Raw genomic sequence first — 16,353 nt, forward strand, 5'->3', positions numbered from 1 at the left:
GCAACTTCGGAAGACGGCGCCTTGGGCCGTCGGTGGGGTAACGCGGGGAAGGGTGGGGAAACCCGGGCCGTCCATTCCCCCTGACATGACGGCGTAACAACAACATAACGCGCGCGTCACTTGTCCTACAAGATGGTTTTATCCAATTTGTGAAGTTTCGCAAGTTCTTGGAAGGGCGCGCCTTGCGCGCGGTCGGTCATATCGCGGAAATCGGTCGCGCGCAGGCGCGCTCCTGCAAAAAAATGCGAGGCATAAAAAAACGCACCGCACCCGTTTCCGGATGCGATGCGCAAAAGAACCCGGCATGGAATGGCGCCATGGTGACGCCATCCCGGCAGGATCAGAACTTCTGGTCGTAGCTCATGTAGACGTAACGATCCACGTCGAAGCCCGGGTAGTACGGCGGCACGCCACCGGTCACCACGTCGTTGTAGAACGGACCCTTGCGATTGAAGAGGTTGTTCACACCGACGGTGAAGGTGCCTTTCCACGGTGCGGTGTAGTGCACCTGCGCATCGTTGAACGTCACCGAGCCACGGTTGATCACGCCCGCGTTGCCCGAATCGTTGTTGATTTCGCTCGGGTTGGAGCACTCGAAATCATCAACGCAGGTGTCCTTCAGGCGCGAGAAGTAACGCATGGTCCAGCTGGCACCGAACGCACCCTTCTCCCAGGAAAGCGTGAGGTTGGAACGCACGCGGAACTCACCCTGCACGGAGCTGGTGGCAACCGCCTGGTTGACCACGTAGCCGGCCAGGTGACGCACGGCGGCGCCCGGACCGGCCGTTTCGTCGTACTGCTTCAGGTAGGTGCTGTCCGAAGCGATCGAGAACGTACCGATCGAGGTTTCCGGCAGGCGGTAATGCACGCCGAAGTCGTAACCCTGGGTCTGGATCTTGCCGACGTTGGCCGGGCTCTCGATGACGTTGGTAACCGTGCCGGCCGCGTCACGCGTGATGAACTGGCAGAACTGCGGCAGGTTCTGGATGTAGCAGTAGTTCAGGATGCCGGCGGCGCCCTGCGAGGTGATGGCGTTGTTCACCTCGATCTTGTAGTAGTCGAGCGTGAAATCCAGGCCCGGCACGAAGTGCGGGCTGTAGACGAAGCCGGCCGTGCGGGTGATGGAGGTTTCCGGCTTCACGTTCGGGTTGCCGCTCTGGGTGAACGGCAGCGTCGTCGGAGCACCAGCTGCGTTCGCGATCGGTGCACCGGTCGCGTCGGCCTGGCGGTAATTTGCCGGCACGCCCTGGGCGCGGCACAGCGGCTTGGCGGAAGCTGCACCGAACACGGCATCGCACGGATCCAGGTAATCGTCGAAGCTCTGCGCCGCACCCTGGTACAGGTCCTGGATGCTCGGGGCGCGGAAGCCCTGGGCGTAGGTGCCGCGGATGAACAGGTCGTCGAACGGACGATAGCGGAAGCTGTACTTGCTGTTGGTGGTGCTGCCGAAGTTGCTGTAGTGCGAGTAACGGCTGGCGACGTTGACGCCCAGCTCCTTCGCGAACGGCAGGTCACGCAGCAGGGGTACGTCCAGTTCCACGTAACCTTCGTTCACGATGTAGCCACCGCTGGTGGGCGAGGAAGCATTGTTCGTGGTGAGCAGGGCCGTGTCGTTTGCATCGGGCGTGAAGCTGCCCTGTTCCTTGCGGTGCTCGTAGCCGGTCGCGATGCTGACCGTGCCGCCCGGCAGGTCGAACAGACCGCCGCTGACATTGGCAGAGAAGTCGTTGGTCTTCGCATGGGTGTGCGAAACCGAATCGTAGCCGATGTACTTCCACAGCGCCGGGGTCATGCCCGCATTGCCTGCGGCAAAGTTCCACGGCGTGCAGCCTGCAGCGCGATCGATGGCATTGGCGCAGGCGAGCTGGCCATTGATCGTCGTGGTGGGTCCGAGGGCTGCCTGTGCGTGCGGCAGATAGAGATTTTCACCGTTGGTCTGGCGAACGTTCGAATCGGAATAGGTGTAGGTCGCGTCCCAGTTCCAGTCATGGTTGAGGAAGGTGAAGAAGCCTTCCGCACCCACGTCGAGGTGGGCCATCTTGTCCTTGAAGTAGCTGTCACGCGGCTCGTCGATCAGGCGGCGCGAGATGTCCACGTCCTGGCCCGGGAACGGGTTGTAGCCATTCTGGCCCGACAGGTCGAGACCGGTGTTGCCCGTGGTGACGGGGAAGCCCGAGACCTGCGCCTGGGAATCGCGCACGCTGTAGGTGCCCGTGGCGTGCAGGATCACGTTGTCGGTGAGGTTGTAGCGGTCGGTGACGAACAGGTTGCGAAGCTTGGTGCCGGTGCGGAACGTGGTGTCCTGCTGGGTGTTGTAGCCGGCCGGGTTGCCTACGCTGTAATCGGCGAGGTTGGCGGCATTGCCACCTGGGTTCAGCTGCAGCTTGTCGCCGTTGTTCGGGTTGATGATCGAGCCGACGCCAGACAGGCCCAGACCGCTACCCTGATGACGCGGGCCGTTCTGGAAGCTGGTGAGGTAGCGGCTGCTGCTCATCATCGGATCGGTCTGCTGCTGCGTGGCCGACAGGATGAGCGAGTTGTTGGCGGTGCTGTGACTCCAGGTGAAATCGGCGTTCTTCTGCTTGCCGTCGGCCTTGCCGTTCTCACCGAAGTACACATTGGCTTCGGCGCCGTCGAACTTCTGCTTGGTGATGATGTTGACCACGCCACCGATGGCATCGGAGCCGTAGATCGAGGACGCGCCGTCCTTGAGGACGTCGATGCGATCGATGATCGATACGGGGATGGTCGAAAGATCGGTCAGGCCATTGATGGACGTGCTCCAGCGGCGGCCGTTCACCAGCACGAGGGTGCGGGCGGCGCCGAGGTTGCGCAGGCTGACGAAGTTGCCGCCGACGTCCGAACCTTCAGCGAGCGGGTTCTGGTTGGTGATGTCCGGGGTGCCGGCCGAAGGCAGGCGGGCGAGCACGTCGTTGACGTTGGTCAGGCCGGTGGCCTTGATGGCCTGCTTGTCCATGGTGAACACGGGCTGCGAGGTCTCGATGTCCACCGAACGGATGCGCGAACCGGTGACCGTGACGGTTTCCAGGTTCTGCGTCTTCGAGGCATCGGCCTTGTCGCCGTTGTCATCGGCAAATGCTGCGGTCGAGAGCAAACACGCACTCAGGGCGACAACAAGCGCGGTGCGCTTCGGCGCGCTCCGGAAATTGAACGAATTCATGCTGGATCTCCATGCCCGGCCTGGCTACAGGACGAACGACTACTTAAGCGGCGCTTGTGGCGCCACCGATGTGAGGTTGGTTTGGCGGGGAGGGCGGGGAAACCCGGGCCGTCGATTCCCCCTCGACATGACGGCGTAACACGAACATAACGCTCGCGTCACAGGCCCTACAAGGCTGTTGCGTCTACTAAATGACGATTCGAAAGAGATTGTGGCAGCAACGTCTATCCGGCGATATTTTCGTCCAAAAAAAACCGGGGCCGGACTTGCGAATCGCAAGGATTCGCGAGCCCGGCCCCGGCTTCAGGACGATCAGAACTTCTGGTCGTAGCTCACGTAGAAGAAGCGATCGATGTCAAAGCCCGAGTAGTACGGCGGAATACCGGAGCTGGCAGCGCGGTAGTAGAACGGACCCTTGCGGTTGAAGACGTTGTTCACGCCGACCGAGAAGGTTGCGTTCCACGGTGCGCGGTAACGGAACTGTGCATCGTTGAAGGTGACCGAACCCTTCTTCGCCACGCCCAGCTGACCGCTGTCGTTGTTGACTTCCGTCGGGTTGGAGCACTCGAAGGAGTCATAGCAGCTGTCCTTCAGGCCCGAGAAGTAGCGCATGGTCCAGCTCGCGCCGAACGACTGGTAATCCCAGTTCAGCGAAAGATTGGAACGCACGCGGAACTGGCCTTCCACGCCACCGGTGGCTACCGACTGCTTGACCATGTAGCCGGCGAGGTGGCGCACGGCCGAACCCGGTCCCGGGGTTTCGTCGTACTGCTTCAGGTAGCTGCTGTCGGAGTAGACGGCGAACGTACCGATCGAGGTTTCCGGCAGGCGGTAGTGCACGCCGAAGTCGTAACCCTGCGTCTGGATCTTGCCGACGTTGGCCGGCGATTCCACCAGGTTGCTGATGGCACCGGTCTTGTCGCGGCTGACGTACTGGCAGAACTGCGGCAGGTTCTGGATGTAGCAGAAATTGAGGATGCTGTCGGAGCTGAGCGTGGTGATCGCGTTGTTGATCTGGACCTTGTAGAAGTCCAGGGTGAAGTCCAGGCCCTGCACGTAGTGCGGGCTGTAGACGATGCCCGCGGTGCGGGTGATCGACTTCTCGGGCTTCACGTTGCGATTGCCGGCGATGGTGAACGGCGTGGCGCCCGCATCACCGTTGGCACTGCTGACCGGCTGGCCGTTCTGGTTGATCTGGCGGAAGTTGGCCGGCACGCCCTGGGCGGCGCAGGCACCACGACCGGCGGACACGCCGAACTTGCTGTCGCAGGGATCGAGATAGCTCTCGAAGGTCTGCTCGGCACCCTGGTAGAGGTCGGCGATGCTGGGGGCGCGGAAGCCTTCGGCATAGGTACCGCGGATCAGCACGTCTTCGATCGGACGGTAGCGGAAGCTGTACTTGTTGTTGGTGGTGCTGCCGAAGTTGCTGTAGTGCGAGTAGCGGCTGGCCACGTTCACGCCCAGCTCCTGCGCACCCGGCAGGTCACGCAGCAGGGGCACGTCGAGTTCGAGGTAGGCCTCGTTCACGATGTAGCTGCCCTTGGTCGGATCGGACGACGGGTTGGTGGTGAGCTGCAGCACGTCGTTGGCGTCGGGCGAGTAGCTGCCCGATTCCTTGCGGTGCTCGACACCGCCGGCGATGCTGACCGTGCCGCCCGGCAGGTCGAACAGGCCGCCGCCGACGTTGGCGCTGAAGTCGTTGGTCTTCTGCTGCGAACGGTCGGTGGCCTGGTAGCCCAGGTAGTTCCACAGGGCCGGGCTCATGGCCGACGGACCGGCCAGGATATTCCACGGCAGGCAGCCGGCCGCACGGTCGGCGGCGTTGGCGCAGGCCACCTGGCCATTGATCACGCTCGTCGGGCCCAGCGCCTTGCGGGCGTTCGGCAGGAAGACGTTATTGGTGGCGACCTGCTTGAACTTGGACTGCGAGTAGGTATACGTCGCGTCCCAGTTCCAGTCGTGGCTGAGGAAGGTGAAGAAGCCTTCCGCGCCCACGTCGAAGTGCGCCACCTTGTTCTGGAACTTGGTCTCGCGCGGGAATTCGGTCAGGCGACGCGCAAAGCCCACGTCGTTACCCGGGAACGGGTTGTAGGCATTCTGGCCCGACAGGGCCAGGCCGGGGGCCGAGTTCGAACCGAACGGATAGCCGGCCACGACCGAACGGCTGTCGCGCACGCTGTAGTTGCCCGTGGCGTGCAGCGTGATGTTGTCGGTGAGGTTGTAGCGATCGGAAACGAACAGGTTGCGCAGCTTGGTGCCGCCGCGGAAGGTCGAATCCATCTGCGTGTTGTAGCCCGGCGCGCCGCCCGCGGTGTAGTCGGCGAGGTTCGCGGCGTTGCCGCCCGGGTTCAGGGTGTACGGCTTGCCGGCCGGGCTGGTGACCACGCCCAGGCCGCTGCGGCCGTAGCCGTCGTTCGGATGGCGCGGGCCCTGCGGATAGCGGGTCAGCGCGCGGGTGCTGCTGGCCATCGGGTCGGTTTCCTGCTGCGAGGCAGCCAGGATCAGCGAGTTGTTCTTGGTGCTGTGACCCCAGGTGAACTGGGCATTCTTCTGCTTGCCGTCGCTCTTGCCGTTCTCACCGAAGTACAGGTTGATGTCGGCGCCGTCGTACTTGTGCTTGGTGATGATGTTCACCACGCCGCCGATGGCGTCGGAGCCGTAGATCGACGAGGCACCGTCCTTCAGGACGTCGATGCGTTCGATGATGGCGACCGGGATGGTCGACAGATCGGTCAGGCCGCCCAGGGTGGAGCTCCAGCGGCGTCCGTCCACCAGCACGAGGGTGCGCTTGGAACCCAGGTTGCGGATGTTGACGTAGGTGCCGCCAGCGCCGTCACCGTTGCTGAGCGGGCTCTGGTTTGTGAGGTCCGGGGTGCCGGTGGACGGCAGGCGGGCCAGGATCTCGTTGACGTTGGTCAGGCCGGTGGCCTTGATGGCCTTCTGGTCCAGCGTGAACACCGGCTGGGCCGTCTCGACATCCACCGAACGGATGCGCGAACCGGTGACCGTGACGGTCTCGAGGTTCTGGGTCTTGGCGGGGTCGGCCGCCGGAGCGGCGTCCTGGGCGTAGGCCGCCGCCGAAAGCAGACAGGAGCCCAGGGCAATAGCAAGAGCGGTGCGCTGGAAGGCGCCCCGATGGTTGAACGTATTCATGGTTGATCTCCGCGCCCTGCCTCCCGGCAGGCCGTGCAACGACTACGACAGTGCGTTGGCACCGTCACGTGGGTTGTGGTGCGGGGAAGGGGTGGGGACCCCACGCCGTCGATCCCCCTCGACATAGCGGCGTAACCGCAACATAACGCTCACGTCACGCTCTGCACAAGATCTTCCGCTAAGAAAATCCTCATTTCGTCCTAAGTTGCGCTTTATTTGGACAAAACGTGCAAATTTGATGCTTTGCACAAAAAAGAGCGAGATATCGCGACATTTTCTGACGATTTAATGCTTAGATGAGCTTCACCGATGAATTATGCTCAGCGGCATGGTGAGTGCGAGTCAGTCTATGATCATTTAAAATCAGTCAGTTGCAATCTATCTTTCATGTCGATTCCTTGTTCATCAAATGAAGGATACTCAGCGGAAGCCATCCGCTCAGACGACTAAAGAGGCAATCCCCGCATGGCAGGTTTTTCGCGCTCCGATCTCGCCGATCTGAACGTCTTCCTCACCATCGCCCGGCGCGGAAGCTTTCGCCAGGCGGCGACGGAGCTGGGGCTTACGGCATCGGCCCTGAGCCATACGATGAAAAAACTCGAGGATCGCCTCGAGGTGCGCCTGCTCAACCGGACGAGCCGGTCGGTGTCGCTGACACCGGCCGGCACCGATCTGGCCGACGCCCTGTCCGAAGGACTGGAAACCATCAGTAACGGCCTGAGTGCGCTGGAGGCCTATCGCGATCACGCGGTGGGTCGCCTGCGGATCAACGTGCCGCACGATGCGGCACGACTGCTGGTGTCACCGGTGCTGCCGCAGTTTTTCGAGGCGTTTCCGCAGGTGCATATTGACCTTGCGGTGGAGGATCGCCTGATCGATGTCGTGGCCGAAGGATATGAGGCGGGCATTCGTTACGGCGCGTCTACGCCAAAGGACATGGTCGCGGTACCGCTGACGCCGCCGCTGCGCTGGGTCATCGTCGGCTCGCCGACTTATCTTGCACGGCATGGGCGTCCGTTACGTCCTGACGATCTTCTTCAGCACTCGTGCGTGCAGATGCGTCTTGGCGACCAGACGGCGTATGCGTGGGAGCTTGGCGACGGCGATGCCATGGTACGCATCGATTGCCCGGGCAGCATCCGGGTGAACGAAAGCGCGGCGGCTATCGAAGCCGCACTCAACGGCATCGGCCTGGCCTATTGCCTCGAGTGGCGTGTGCGCGATGAACTGGCCTCCGGGCACCTGGAACTGGTAATGCCCGAATGGTCGTCCATGGGCCCGCCTTTCGTCATGTACTACCCCAGCCGCCGCCAGTCGCCCCCCGGCCTGCGCCAGCTGGTAGAAATGATCCGCCACCACACCGAAACCACCCTGTAGGAGCGTGCTTGCGCGCGACCGCTCTTCGCGAAACCCGGGTCGCGCGCAGGCGCGCTCCTACATGTCGGACAGGGCGTTATCGACGATGAGCTGGGGGCGGCCTTGGGAGCAGGGTTCCAGGCGTGCGGTGACGCGGTAGACGCGCTCTACCGTGGCGGGAGAGATCACATCACGCGTGCGGCCAGCCGCTTCGATGCGGCCACCGCGTAACATCGCCGTCTCGTCGCAGAAACGCAGCGCGGTGTTGAGATCGTGCAGCACGACGACCGTAACCATCGCACGCGCCCGTGTCTCCTCGACCACCATGCGCATCACCTGCAACTGATGATTAAGATCCAGCGCACTCAGCGGCTCATCGAGAAGCAGCACCGAAGGCCGTCGCACCAGCGCCTGGGCGAGCCCTGCCAATTGCCGCTGGCCTCCCGACAGCTGATCGAGAAAATGCATCGCAAGCGGATCAATGCCAAGACTCGCCAGCAACGCCATGGCTTCTTCCGGACTTGTTTTACGCCCCGATCCCGCCTGCGCAGCGGCAATCACGGACTCAAGCACACGCAGATGCACACCGGCGGGCAACGCCTGCGGCAGATAAACGGTATCGCTGCGCGCCGCTCGCCCGGAAACCACGGCAGATCCGAGCTGGATATGCCCGTGCATCGGCACCAGCCCGGCAAGCGCCCTCAGCAAGGTGGACTTGCCACTACCGTTCGGCCCGAGCAACGCGGTGACCTCGCCAGCCTGCCACGGACCGACATCCAGCCCATGCAGGATGTCACGGCCACCCAGGCGCACCTGCAAGCCACGGGCAAGCAACCCCTGGCTCATGACATCCTCCCGCTCGCCCGTACGACGATCACGAGAAAGAACGGAATACCCACCAGCGCCGTCACGATACCCACGGGAATGATGACGCCCGGCAGGATGCCCTTGGAGGCGATGGAGGCCAGCGACATCACCAACGCACCGACCGTGACGCAGCCAGGCAGGTAGAACCGGTGGTCTTCACCGAACAGCGCCCGCGCGATATGCGGCGAGATCAGGCCGATAAACCCGATCGTGCCGACGAAGGACACCGTCAGCGCGGACAGTGCCGAGACGCGAAGCAGCGTACCCAGGCGCAGTCGTTTCACATCCACGCCGAAGCTCGCCGCACGATCTTCACCAAGGCGCAGCGCCGTCATGGCCCATGACTGACGCAAGGCCAGGATCAACCCGAACAACAGGGCAATGGCGAGCACGGCCAGCTTGGTCCAGTCCGCGCGCACGAGACTGCCGAGTGTCCAGAACACCAGCCCCTGCAAAGCGTCTTCCGTCGCCACGAATTGCAACAGCGACACCAGTGCGTGGAACACGAAGACCAGCGCGATACCCATCAGCACCACGCCCGCCGTGGGCAGGGCACGCCAGCGCGCCACGCCATCGAGGATCAACGCGCTGGCAAGCGCAAACGCGAATGCATTGATCGGTACCTGCCACGACACCGGCACGCCGGGGATGTGCATGTCGAGCACGATGGCCAGTGCCGCACCGAAGGCTGCTGCTGCGGAAACACCCAGCGTATAGGGGCTTGCCAGCGGATTATTGAGGATGGTCTGCATCTCGCCGCCGGCCAGGCCGAGGCAGGCGCCCACCAGCACGGCCATCAACGCATAGGGCAGGCGCACCTGCCAGACGATGACGCCGACCTCCGGCGAGACCTTGCCGGGCGACACCAGGGCGCGCCACAGGTCACCCAGCGCGAGCGGTGACGGCCCGTGAGTGAAGTCCATCGCCACGGCGATGACGATCAGGGCCACGATGCCGAGCAGGCCCAGCACGCGCAACGCATTGAGCCGGCGATAGCGCCGGCTCGCGTCCGCATGCACCGGATCGAGCCCTTCGGAGGGAACCGGGCGCGTCACGGCTTGTCTCCGTCCACCCAGTATGTTCCGCCTGGCGGCACGGCAAGGAAGCGCTTGTACAGCTCGGCCTGCGTGGCGGCGGGATCGATGTCGGGGAAGCGCCCCGGATAGAACCAGCTCAGGAAGGCTTCGACGGCGACGATGTTGTACGGCGAGTCGTAGTAGTTGTGCCACAGGCCGTGGACATGCCCCTCGCGAATGGCCTTGATCGCCGTCAGCCCCGGGCGGGTAAGCAGTGCATCGAGCGAGCGCCGCGACTCGTCCACCGGGGTCTGCGCGCCGATGTGAAGCGCCGGGCGATCACCCTCGCGACGGCTGCCGGTGGCGACATATACCTCAGGTGCGGATGCGATTACCTGTTCCAGGTTGAGATCGCCGATCACGCCCGGCAGCAGGTCCGCCGCGATGTTGACACCTCCCGCTGCCTGCACCAGTTCACCCAGGTTGCCCTTGCCGACCGTATGGCAGCATCCGCCCCATACCCCGGCCAGCAGTTCGACGAACACCCTGGGATGCTCGCTGGCTGGCACGGATGCGACGGCGGCCTGCACGCGCGCCATGTGCTGCCGGTAGAAATCGATATAGGCCTGCGCCTGCGTCTGTCGCTGCAAGGCCTTGCCCATCAGTTCGATGCTGGGCAGCGTGTCCTTCAGCGGACTCTGGCGGAAATCCACGAACACGACCGGCACACCTGCCGCCTCGAACCGCTGCACCAGCGCGTTGTGACGACTTGGCCCATGGCCGCCGACACTGAAGATCGCGAGGTCCGGCTTCAGCGAGAGCGCCTTCTCGACACTCACGGTCGCTTCGGATGACTTGCCGATGAGCGGAATGCGGTCGATACCGGGAAAGGCCTTCTGGTAAGTAGCCCAGGTCTGCGGATCGAGCGCTTGCAGGTCACCCTGCCAGCCGACGATACGGTGCAGGGGATCCTTGCCTTCCAGCAGCGCCATTGCATATAGCAGGCGGCCTTCGCCCAGCAGCACGCGATCGACATGATCGGGCAGCGTGACGCGACGCCCCGCCATGTCGGTCACCGTCTCGCCGGCATGGGCAAGCGGGGAGACGAGGGCGAGCAGGAGGAAAGGCATGGCGCAAAGCAGGCGCCGCAGGGTGGATCGAAGGGATAGGGAGGGGATCATCGGTAGTCACTCGCGGGAGCAGGGGATTGAAAACCCCCGTGTCAGCCGCCCATTGTGTGGCGGCAACGTATTGCTGCGGTGTCGTGGATGCACGACGGCGTGTCGTGGTGTATCGGCACGTATCACACGTCGGCCCATTGCCTGAGCAGGTTGTGGTAAACGCCGGTGAGTTCCAGCAACGAGGCCTTGTCGGCCTGTTGCGCGGTGAGTCGCTGGATGGCCACGTCCATGTCGAACAGCATGCTGCGCCAGGCGTCCTGCCTGACCAGGCTCTCCACCCAGAAGAAGCTGGCCCAGCGCTCGCCTCGCGTTACCGGTTCCACCCTGTGCACGCTGCTGCCAGGGTAGACCACCATGTCGCCCGCGCCGAGCTTTACCGGATGCGTGCCGTAGGTGTCGCGGATGACCAGCTCGCCACCGTCGTAACTGTCGGCATCCGCAAGAAACAACGTACACGAGACATCGGTGCGCACGCGTTCTCGCACGCCCTTGATGCCGCGCACGGCGTTGTCCACATGAAAACCGAAGGATTCGCCATTCGCATAACGATTGAACAACGGCGGATAGATGCGGCGAGGCAGCGTGGCCGACATGAAAACGGCATTGGCCGTGAGGCGACGCATGATCTCGTCGCCCAGTGAGCGGCCGACCGGGTCGTCCTCATGTACCTGGCGGTTCTCCTTGACCGCCATGGACTGCATGCCGGCCGTGGCCTTGCCGTCGCCCCACGCAGCCCCGGCAAGGCGTTCACGCATCTGCGCTGCTTCTTCGGGGGTGAATACACCGGGGATCGTGAGCATCATGGTTGGCGATTCCTCAGAACGACAGGTCCGCGCTGACTACCGTGGTGCGTCCTGCACCAGGTACGCCATAAAGCTGGAAGCCATCCAGCGAGGCGCCGATGCGCGCGTAGTAGAAGGTGTTGAAGAGGTTGTTCACACTGAGGTTCAGGTGAAGATGGTCGTTCACGCGGTAGCGCGCGGCGAGGCTATGCACCCAGTACGACGGCGCCTTGTCCGTATCGAGCACATAGATCGGATACACACCCGACGGCCCCACGGCATAGCTGCTGTTGTTGTTCTGGCCGCCGACATAGCGGTTATCGCTGAAACGCTGCTTGCCGACGTACTGTGCGCCGTAGCTCAGCGACAGGTCCGGGGTGACGGCATACGTCGTCCACAGGTTGCCTGACCATCCCGGCACGTTCTTGGCAGCGAGGCCTTCATTGGCTCCCTTGGTCTGGCGGCTGATGAGGCGCGACAACCCCGCGAAAATCGACCACCGATCGCTGAGCTGGCCTTGTGCGCCCAGCTCGAATCCATCGACCCGCTTGGCCGGCAACGCGCGAACGGGCGAGGTTTCACCCTCCTGGTATTCCCACGAGTTGCTCAGCTGCGTGCGGAACACGGCGCCGGTAAGGCCCAGTTGTCCGTCGAGAAGATCCCACTTGCTGCCCAGTTCCCAGGTGCTGGACTTGGCCGGGGTGTAGGCATTGGTGCTGGCCGAGCCGTAGATGAGGTTGTTGGTGGTGGCGCCCAGCGCAGACGGCTCGGCGGCCTGGCTGTAGGAAACGTAGATGCTGCCCGGCTCCACTGGTTTGTAGACCACGCCAGCGCGCCCGCTCCAGGCGCCATCGTCGCTGCGCGTGGGCTTGGTACCGACCTGGGTGGTGCGTGCCTGCCAGTAGTCGTAGCGCAGCGAGGCGAGGGCCTGCCACTGCGGTGCGAGCGTGATGGTGTCCGATACGTAAGCCGCAGCATCCGTCACCGTGGAGCGCGGCTGGCCGAGGCCCTTGCGCGTCCAGGTGCCCGGAAAATCATGCGACGGGTCGGAGAGGTTGAACCACAGGTCGCCGGCGGGTACGTAGGCGTTACGTGCGAGGCCGCCGTAGCTTTCGCGATAGAGCTCGATACCCGTCACCAGATCGTGTTTCCACGTACCCGTGTTGAAATGCAGGGTGACGTCGCTCTGGTTGTCCAGCATCGTGTAGCGCGTGGACGTACCGAAGTCGTTGCCGCGCAGGATGCCGTAGTCCTGGTTATCGAGATTGGCAAAGCCGGTATATGACGGCACGCCCGAGGCATTGGATAGCGGGCCCAGGCCGATGTAACCGAGCGTTGCGCAGCGTGGCCCGGTACAGGTCTTCTTGCCGTTCGCGCCGGCCGAGAAGAAGCGGGCAGGCGACAGCACCGAGAAGTTATCCGTGCGCTGCCAGCGCGTCTGGTTGCGCAGGTGTACGTCATCGCTGGCTTCGTGCTCGATCTTCAGCGTGACCGAATCGCTGGCGGTCTGTTGCGTATAGATGCCGGCCGCGCCATACCATGCCGATCGCGGTACACCCGGCATCGGATCACCGTGGGTGCCGCGCTGGATGGGTATGCCACCATCGGGCACGTTGCGGTCGCGCTGGTGAAAGCCATCGATATAGACGTGGGTCGGGCCATCCAGCCCGAAGCCCAGTGATGCCGCCACGCCGCGCCGGTCGTAATCGGTGGTGTCTCGATCGACCACGCCGTTGCGATGGCCCATGACATTGATGCGCAGGGCGGTGCCGTCGCCCAGCTTGTGGTTGATGTCGGCGGTGAGGCGGCGGTATTCCGCGGACCCGGCACCGATGGACACATGGTTGAAGTCGGCAAGCTTTGCTTCCTTGCTCACCAGGTTCACGCTGCCGCCGACGGCTGCCACGCCGGATTCGACCGAGCCGGTGCCCTTGTAGACCTCGACCTGATCGAGGTCGAACGTGTCAGTACGGCTGGACATGCCGCCGTCGCGCACGCCGTCCACGGTGAGACTCTGTTCCGACGAAAAGCCACGAATGGTGAACAGGTCACCCCAGCCCAGGTTGCCTTCGCCCGACATGAAGGTAATGCCCGGCACGTTGCGCAGCACATCCTGCAAGGTCTGCGCGTTCTGCTCGTCGAGCACGGCCTTGGGCACGATGGTGATGCTTTGCGGGGTGTCGCGCAGCGGCTGGGTGAACCTGGGCGACGACACCTCGTCGATCTTGTAAGGTGTGGCCGCCTGCGCATCCACCTGGATCGACGGCAGGTTCGACGTCTGCTTTTTCGGCGTATCCGTATCGTTTTCCGCCGCATGCGCCCCAGGGGCAAACGTGGCCAGCGCCCCGAAGGCAACGCCGAGGGCGAGCGAGGCGGAGAGGTTGGGGCGGTCGGCGTGCGGCTGGAACATGGGGTCTCCTGTGGCGAGCGATTGCGTCACGAAGCTCGCTTCCACAGGTGGTGGTGCTGGCTTGGAACAATTCTCATTTCGATGTGGATAGACTAGGTCCCGGATGTTTTGCACGATTGTCGGAACCGACATGACTCGTATCGATATGTATTGGAATGTATTGACGCCAGCCTTTTCCGGGAGGTGCCTGTGATGCAGATGCGCGCCCGTTCACTGCTCGTGGTCGACGACGACCCCGACATCCGCGCACTGCTGGGCGAATACCTCGCCGATGCCGGCTTCCGGGTAAGTGCCGCCGCGGATGGTCCATCCATGTGGGCGGCGATGCGCGAGGAGATGCCGGATGCGGTGATCCTGGACCTCATGCTGCCGGGGGAGGACGGCCTCAGCCTCTGTCGCACGTTGCGTGCCACCACCCAGGTGGGCATCGTGATGCTTACGGCGCGCGGCACCTTGCTCGATCGCATCGTGGGGCTTGAGGTCGGTGCGGACGACTACCTGCCCAAGCCGTTCGACCCGCGCGAACTGCTTGCGCGCGTGAAGGCGGTATTGCGCCGCCACGATGCCGTGCAGGGCGAAGGTATCGCGCGTCCGGCCGAACCATCCGCCGAGGCGGCATTCCTCGTTTTTGCAGACTGGCGGCTTGATGTCGTGGCCCGGCAGTTGCTATCGCCCGAGGGCAAGGCAATCAGCCTGGGCGGCTCGGATTTCCGCACGATGAAAACCCTGCTGGATCATCCACGCCGACCTCTGTCGCGCGATTTCCTGCTCGATCATGTGTTCGGTCGCAACGCGGCGCCGAATGATCGTGCCATCGATGTCTGCGTGAGTCGTCTTCGCCAGCACTTCGACGGCCGCACGCGTGGCGCGGAGATCATCCGCACCGTGCGCAACGAGGGTTACATGCTCAACGTGGAAGTCACACGCGCCCATGCCTAGGCTCTGGCCGCAGTCGCTGTCCGGGCGCATCGCGATCATCCTCGTGGTAGGCATGATCGTGTCACAGCTGATCACGGGCACGGTATGGTACGACGCGCGCTACGGCAGCCTTGCCGATGTGCCGGTGCGCAGTGGCGCGGCCCATGTTGCCGACGTTGTACACCTGCTCGATGCGATGCCTGTTGATTCACGCGCCACCTGGGCCGCCCAGCTCACCGAAGGCGGCGTCGAGGTGCATGCCATCGCGACGCCTGGCGAGGCCATTGCCCGCAAGCACCCGCATCCGGCCGATGGTCTTCTGGCCGATATGCTTCGTTCGCAGCTGGGGCATCGCGCACTCGTGGTGCGCCCGGTGGATCTGCGCGGAGACGACGACCACCCCCTTGGCCCGGTATCCGTCTTCTTCGCGCGCATGCCCGTTGCACGGCTGGACGTGGACGCGCAGCTACGTGACGGCTCCTGGGTGAATATCCGTCTTTCGGCCGGACAGGAGGGCAGGGACGTGCGCCCCGGCCTCGCGGCGGCCGATTATTTCCTGCGCATCTACCTGCTTCGCCTGCTGGCGGTGGTGTTGCTTTCCTTCCTTGCCGTGCGCCTCGCCGTGCGCCCGCTGGAAATCCTTTCGGCGGCTGCCGAGCGCCTGGGGCGCAACCTCAACGCGGCGCCACTGGAACCGAAGGGGCCTCGGGAGGTGCGCCAGGCGGCTCAGGTCTTCAACCTCATGCAGCAGCGCCTGCTGGATGGCATCCGCGAGCGTGCGCGCTTTCTTGCCGCCGTCTCGCATGACTTGCGTTCACCCATCACGCGCCTGCGCCTGCGTGCGGAGCGTATCGAGCCGGTTGAACTGCGCGAGAAGTTCCGCCATGAACTGGCCGAGATGGAAGCCATGATCGCAGCGACACTGGACGTGGTCAGCGGCGCGAACGTGGAAGAGGATCGCCGGCAGGTGGATGTGGACACGCTCGTGCATGCCGTTGCCGAAGATGCGATCGAAGCCGGCGGTATCGTGGAAATCCATGGCACGACCACGGCGGAAATCTGGGGTTATCCGCGCTCGCTCCGGCGTTGCCTGCAAAACCTGATCGAGAACGCGATGCGCTATGCCGGTGGTGCCTGCACGGTATCCGTGGGTCAGGAAGAACGACATGGCCTGCAAGGAATCGCCATTATCGTCACCGACCACGGCCCGGGGATTCCTGAGGCTTCGTTGCCCATGGTCTTCGAGCCGTTCTATCGCGTGGAAAGCTCGCGCAATCGCGAAACCGGTGGAACAGGGCTAGGCCTGGCCATCGCCCGCACCATCGCCCAGGCCCACCAAGGTGAACTCGACCTGCGCAATCGCGAAACAGGTGGGCTGGAAGCCCTGCTGTGGCTTCCGCTATCGGCTACCGATGACGTTACTTCGCCTTGATGGCTTCTGCATCCGCAATGGATTCGCTCATCGCCCGAGTGTGATCGCGAGTTCCCT

The 16,353-nt window shown here is 63.6% G+C and carries 11 protein-coding genes; 4 read left to right on the forward strand and 7 right to left on the reverse strand.

The annotated features are described in order from the left end of the window. The first annotated feature begins 149 nt into the window (after window positions 1-149). The gene (locus tag KR767_RS16355) at window positions 150-359 is read left to right on the forward strand and encodes a hypothetical protein (protein ID WP_250877030.1); all 210 of its coding nucleotides are present in this window, start codon (window positions 150-152) and stop codon (window positions 357-359) included. On the opposite strand, the gene KR767_RS16360 is transcribed toward KR767_RS16355, so the two are convergent. Both KR767_RS16360 and KR767_RS16365 read right to left on the reverse strand, forming a co-directional pair. Then, on the reverse strand, window positions 341-3,181 hold the full coding sequence (locus KR767_RS16360; protein WP_250877031.1) for a TonB-dependent receptor plug domain-containing protein: 2,841 nt from the start codon (window positions 3,179-3,181) through the stop codon (window positions 341-343). The genes KR767_RS16355 and KR767_RS16360 overlap by 19 nt on opposite strands. A 312-nt stretch (window positions 3,182-3,493) precedes the next feature. Then, window positions 3,494-6,334, reverse strand: a complete 2,841-nt coding sequence (locus tag KR767_RS16365) for a TonB-dependent receptor plug domain-containing protein (RefSeq protein ID WP_166946487.1) — start codon at window positions 6,332-6,334, stop codon at window positions 3,494-3,496. Window positions 6,335-6,799: 465 nt separating this feature from the next. Between KR767_RS16365 and KR767_RS16370 the strand changes: the two genes are divergently transcribed. Next, entirely contained in the window at window positions 6,800-7,711 is a 912-nt protein-coding gene (locus tag KR767_RS16370) for a LysR family transcriptional regulator (protein ID WP_250877032.1), read from the forward strand. A gap of 57 nt (window positions 7,712-7,768) precedes the next feature. Here the strand turns inward: KR767_RS16370 and KR767_RS16375 are convergent, their stop codons facing one another. The 5 genes from KR767_RS16375 to KR767_RS16395 all read right to left on the reverse strand — a co-directional run bounded on the left by KR767_RS16375 (window position 7,769) and on the right by KR767_RS16395 (window position 13,946). Further along, the gene (locus KR767_RS16375) at window positions 7,769-8,536 is read right to left on the reverse strand and encodes an ABC transporter ATP-binding protein (protein ID WP_250877033.1); all 768 of its coding nucleotides are present in this window, start codon (window positions 8,534-8,536) and stop codon (window positions 7,769-7,771) included. Next, entirely contained in the window at window positions 8,533-9,612 is a 1,080-nt protein-coding gene (locus tag KR767_RS16380) for a FecCD family ABC transporter permease (RefSeq protein ID WP_250877034.1), read from the reverse strand. The genes KR767_RS16375 and KR767_RS16380 overlap by 4 nt, the downstream gene beginning before the upstream one ends. Next, window positions 9,609-10,703 (reverse strand): ABC transporter substrate-binding protein, encoded by a 1,095-nt coding sequence (locus KR767_RS16385; RefSeq protein ID WP_250877035.1) that lies wholly within the window; start codon window positions 10,701-10,703, stop codon window positions 9,609-9,611. Before KR767_RS16385 ends, KR767_RS16380 begins: the two co-directional genes overlap by 4 nt. 173 nt (window positions 10,704-10,876) lie before the next feature. Further along, entirely contained in the window at window positions 10,877-11,557 is a 681-nt protein-coding gene (locus tag KR767_RS16390; RefSeq protein ID WP_166946491.1) for a Fe2+-dependent dioxygenase, read from the reverse strand. Window positions 11,558-11,570: 13 nt separating this feature from the next. Further along, window positions 11,571-13,946, reverse strand: coding sequence for a TonB-dependent receptor (locus KR767_RS16395; protein ID WP_250877036.1), 2,376 nt, complete (start codon window positions 13,944-13,946; stop codon window positions 11,571-11,573). A gap of 192 nt (window positions 13,947-14,138) precedes the next feature. Here KR767_RS16395 and KR767_RS16400 point away from each other — a divergent pair, with 192 nt between their 5' ends. Both KR767_RS16400 and KR767_RS16405 read left to right on the forward strand, forming a co-directional pair. Next, complete coding sequence (locus tag KR767_RS16400) at window positions 14,139-14,885, forward strand: response regulator (protein ID WP_250877037.1); 747 nt, start codon at window positions 14,139-14,141, stop codon at window positions 14,883-14,885. Then, window positions 14,878-16,296, forward strand: coding sequence for an ATP-binding protein (locus KR767_RS16405; protein ID WP_250877038.1), 1,419 nt, complete (start codon window positions 14,878-14,880; stop codon window positions 16,294-16,296). Before KR767_RS16400 ends, KR767_RS16405 begins: the two co-directional genes overlap by 8 nt. Window positions 16,297-16,353: the final 57 nt, after the last annotated feature.

The organism is Luteibacter anthropi, from assembly GCF_023699965.1.
In the GTDB taxonomy this organism is placed as follows: domain Bacteria; phylum Pseudomonadota; class Gammaproteobacteria; order Xanthomonadales; family Rhodanobacteraceae; genus Luteibacter; species Luteibacter anthropi.

What these genes read in the sequence shown, in the direction of transcription:
- KR767_RS16405 (WP_250877038.1), top strand. Translation starts at nt 14,878, where the DNA reads ATGCCTAGGCTCTGGCCGCAGTCGCTGTCCGGGCGCATCGCGATCATC.
- KR767_RS16390 (WP_166946491.1), bottom strand. Translation starts at nt 11,557, where the DNA reads ATGATGCTCACGATCCCCGGTGTATTCACCCCCGAAGAAGCAGCGCAG.
- KR767_RS16385 (WP_250877035.1), bottom strand. Translation starts at nt 10,703, where the DNA reads ATGCCTTTCCTCCTGCTCGCCCTCGTCTCCCCGCTTGCCCATGCCGGC.
- KR767_RS16370 (WP_250877032.1), top strand. Translation starts at nt 6,800, where the DNA reads ATGGCAGGTTTTTCGCGCTCCGATCTCGCCGATCTGAACGTCTTCCTC.
- KR767_RS16375 (WP_250877033.1), bottom strand. Translation starts at nt 8,536, where the DNA reads ATGAGCCAGGGGTTGCTTGCCCGTGGCTTGCAGGTGCGCCTGGGTGGC.
- KR767_RS16360 (WP_250877031.1), bottom strand. Translation starts at nt 3,181, where the DNA reads ATGAATTCGTTCAATTTCCGGAGCGCGCCGAAGCGCACCGCGCTTGTT.
- KR767_RS16400 (WP_250877037.1), top strand. Translation starts at nt 14,139, where the DNA reads ATGCAGATGCGCGCCCGTTCACTGCTCGTGGTCGACGACGACCCCGAC.
- KR767_RS16395 (WP_250877036.1), bottom strand. Translation starts at nt 13,946, where the DNA reads ATGTTCCAGCCGCACGCCGACCGCCCCAACCTCTCCGCCTCGCTCGCC.
- KR767_RS16365 (WP_166946487.1), bottom strand. Translation starts at nt 6,334, where the DNA reads ATGAATACGTTCAACCATCGGGGCGCCTTCCAGCGCACCGCTCTTGCT.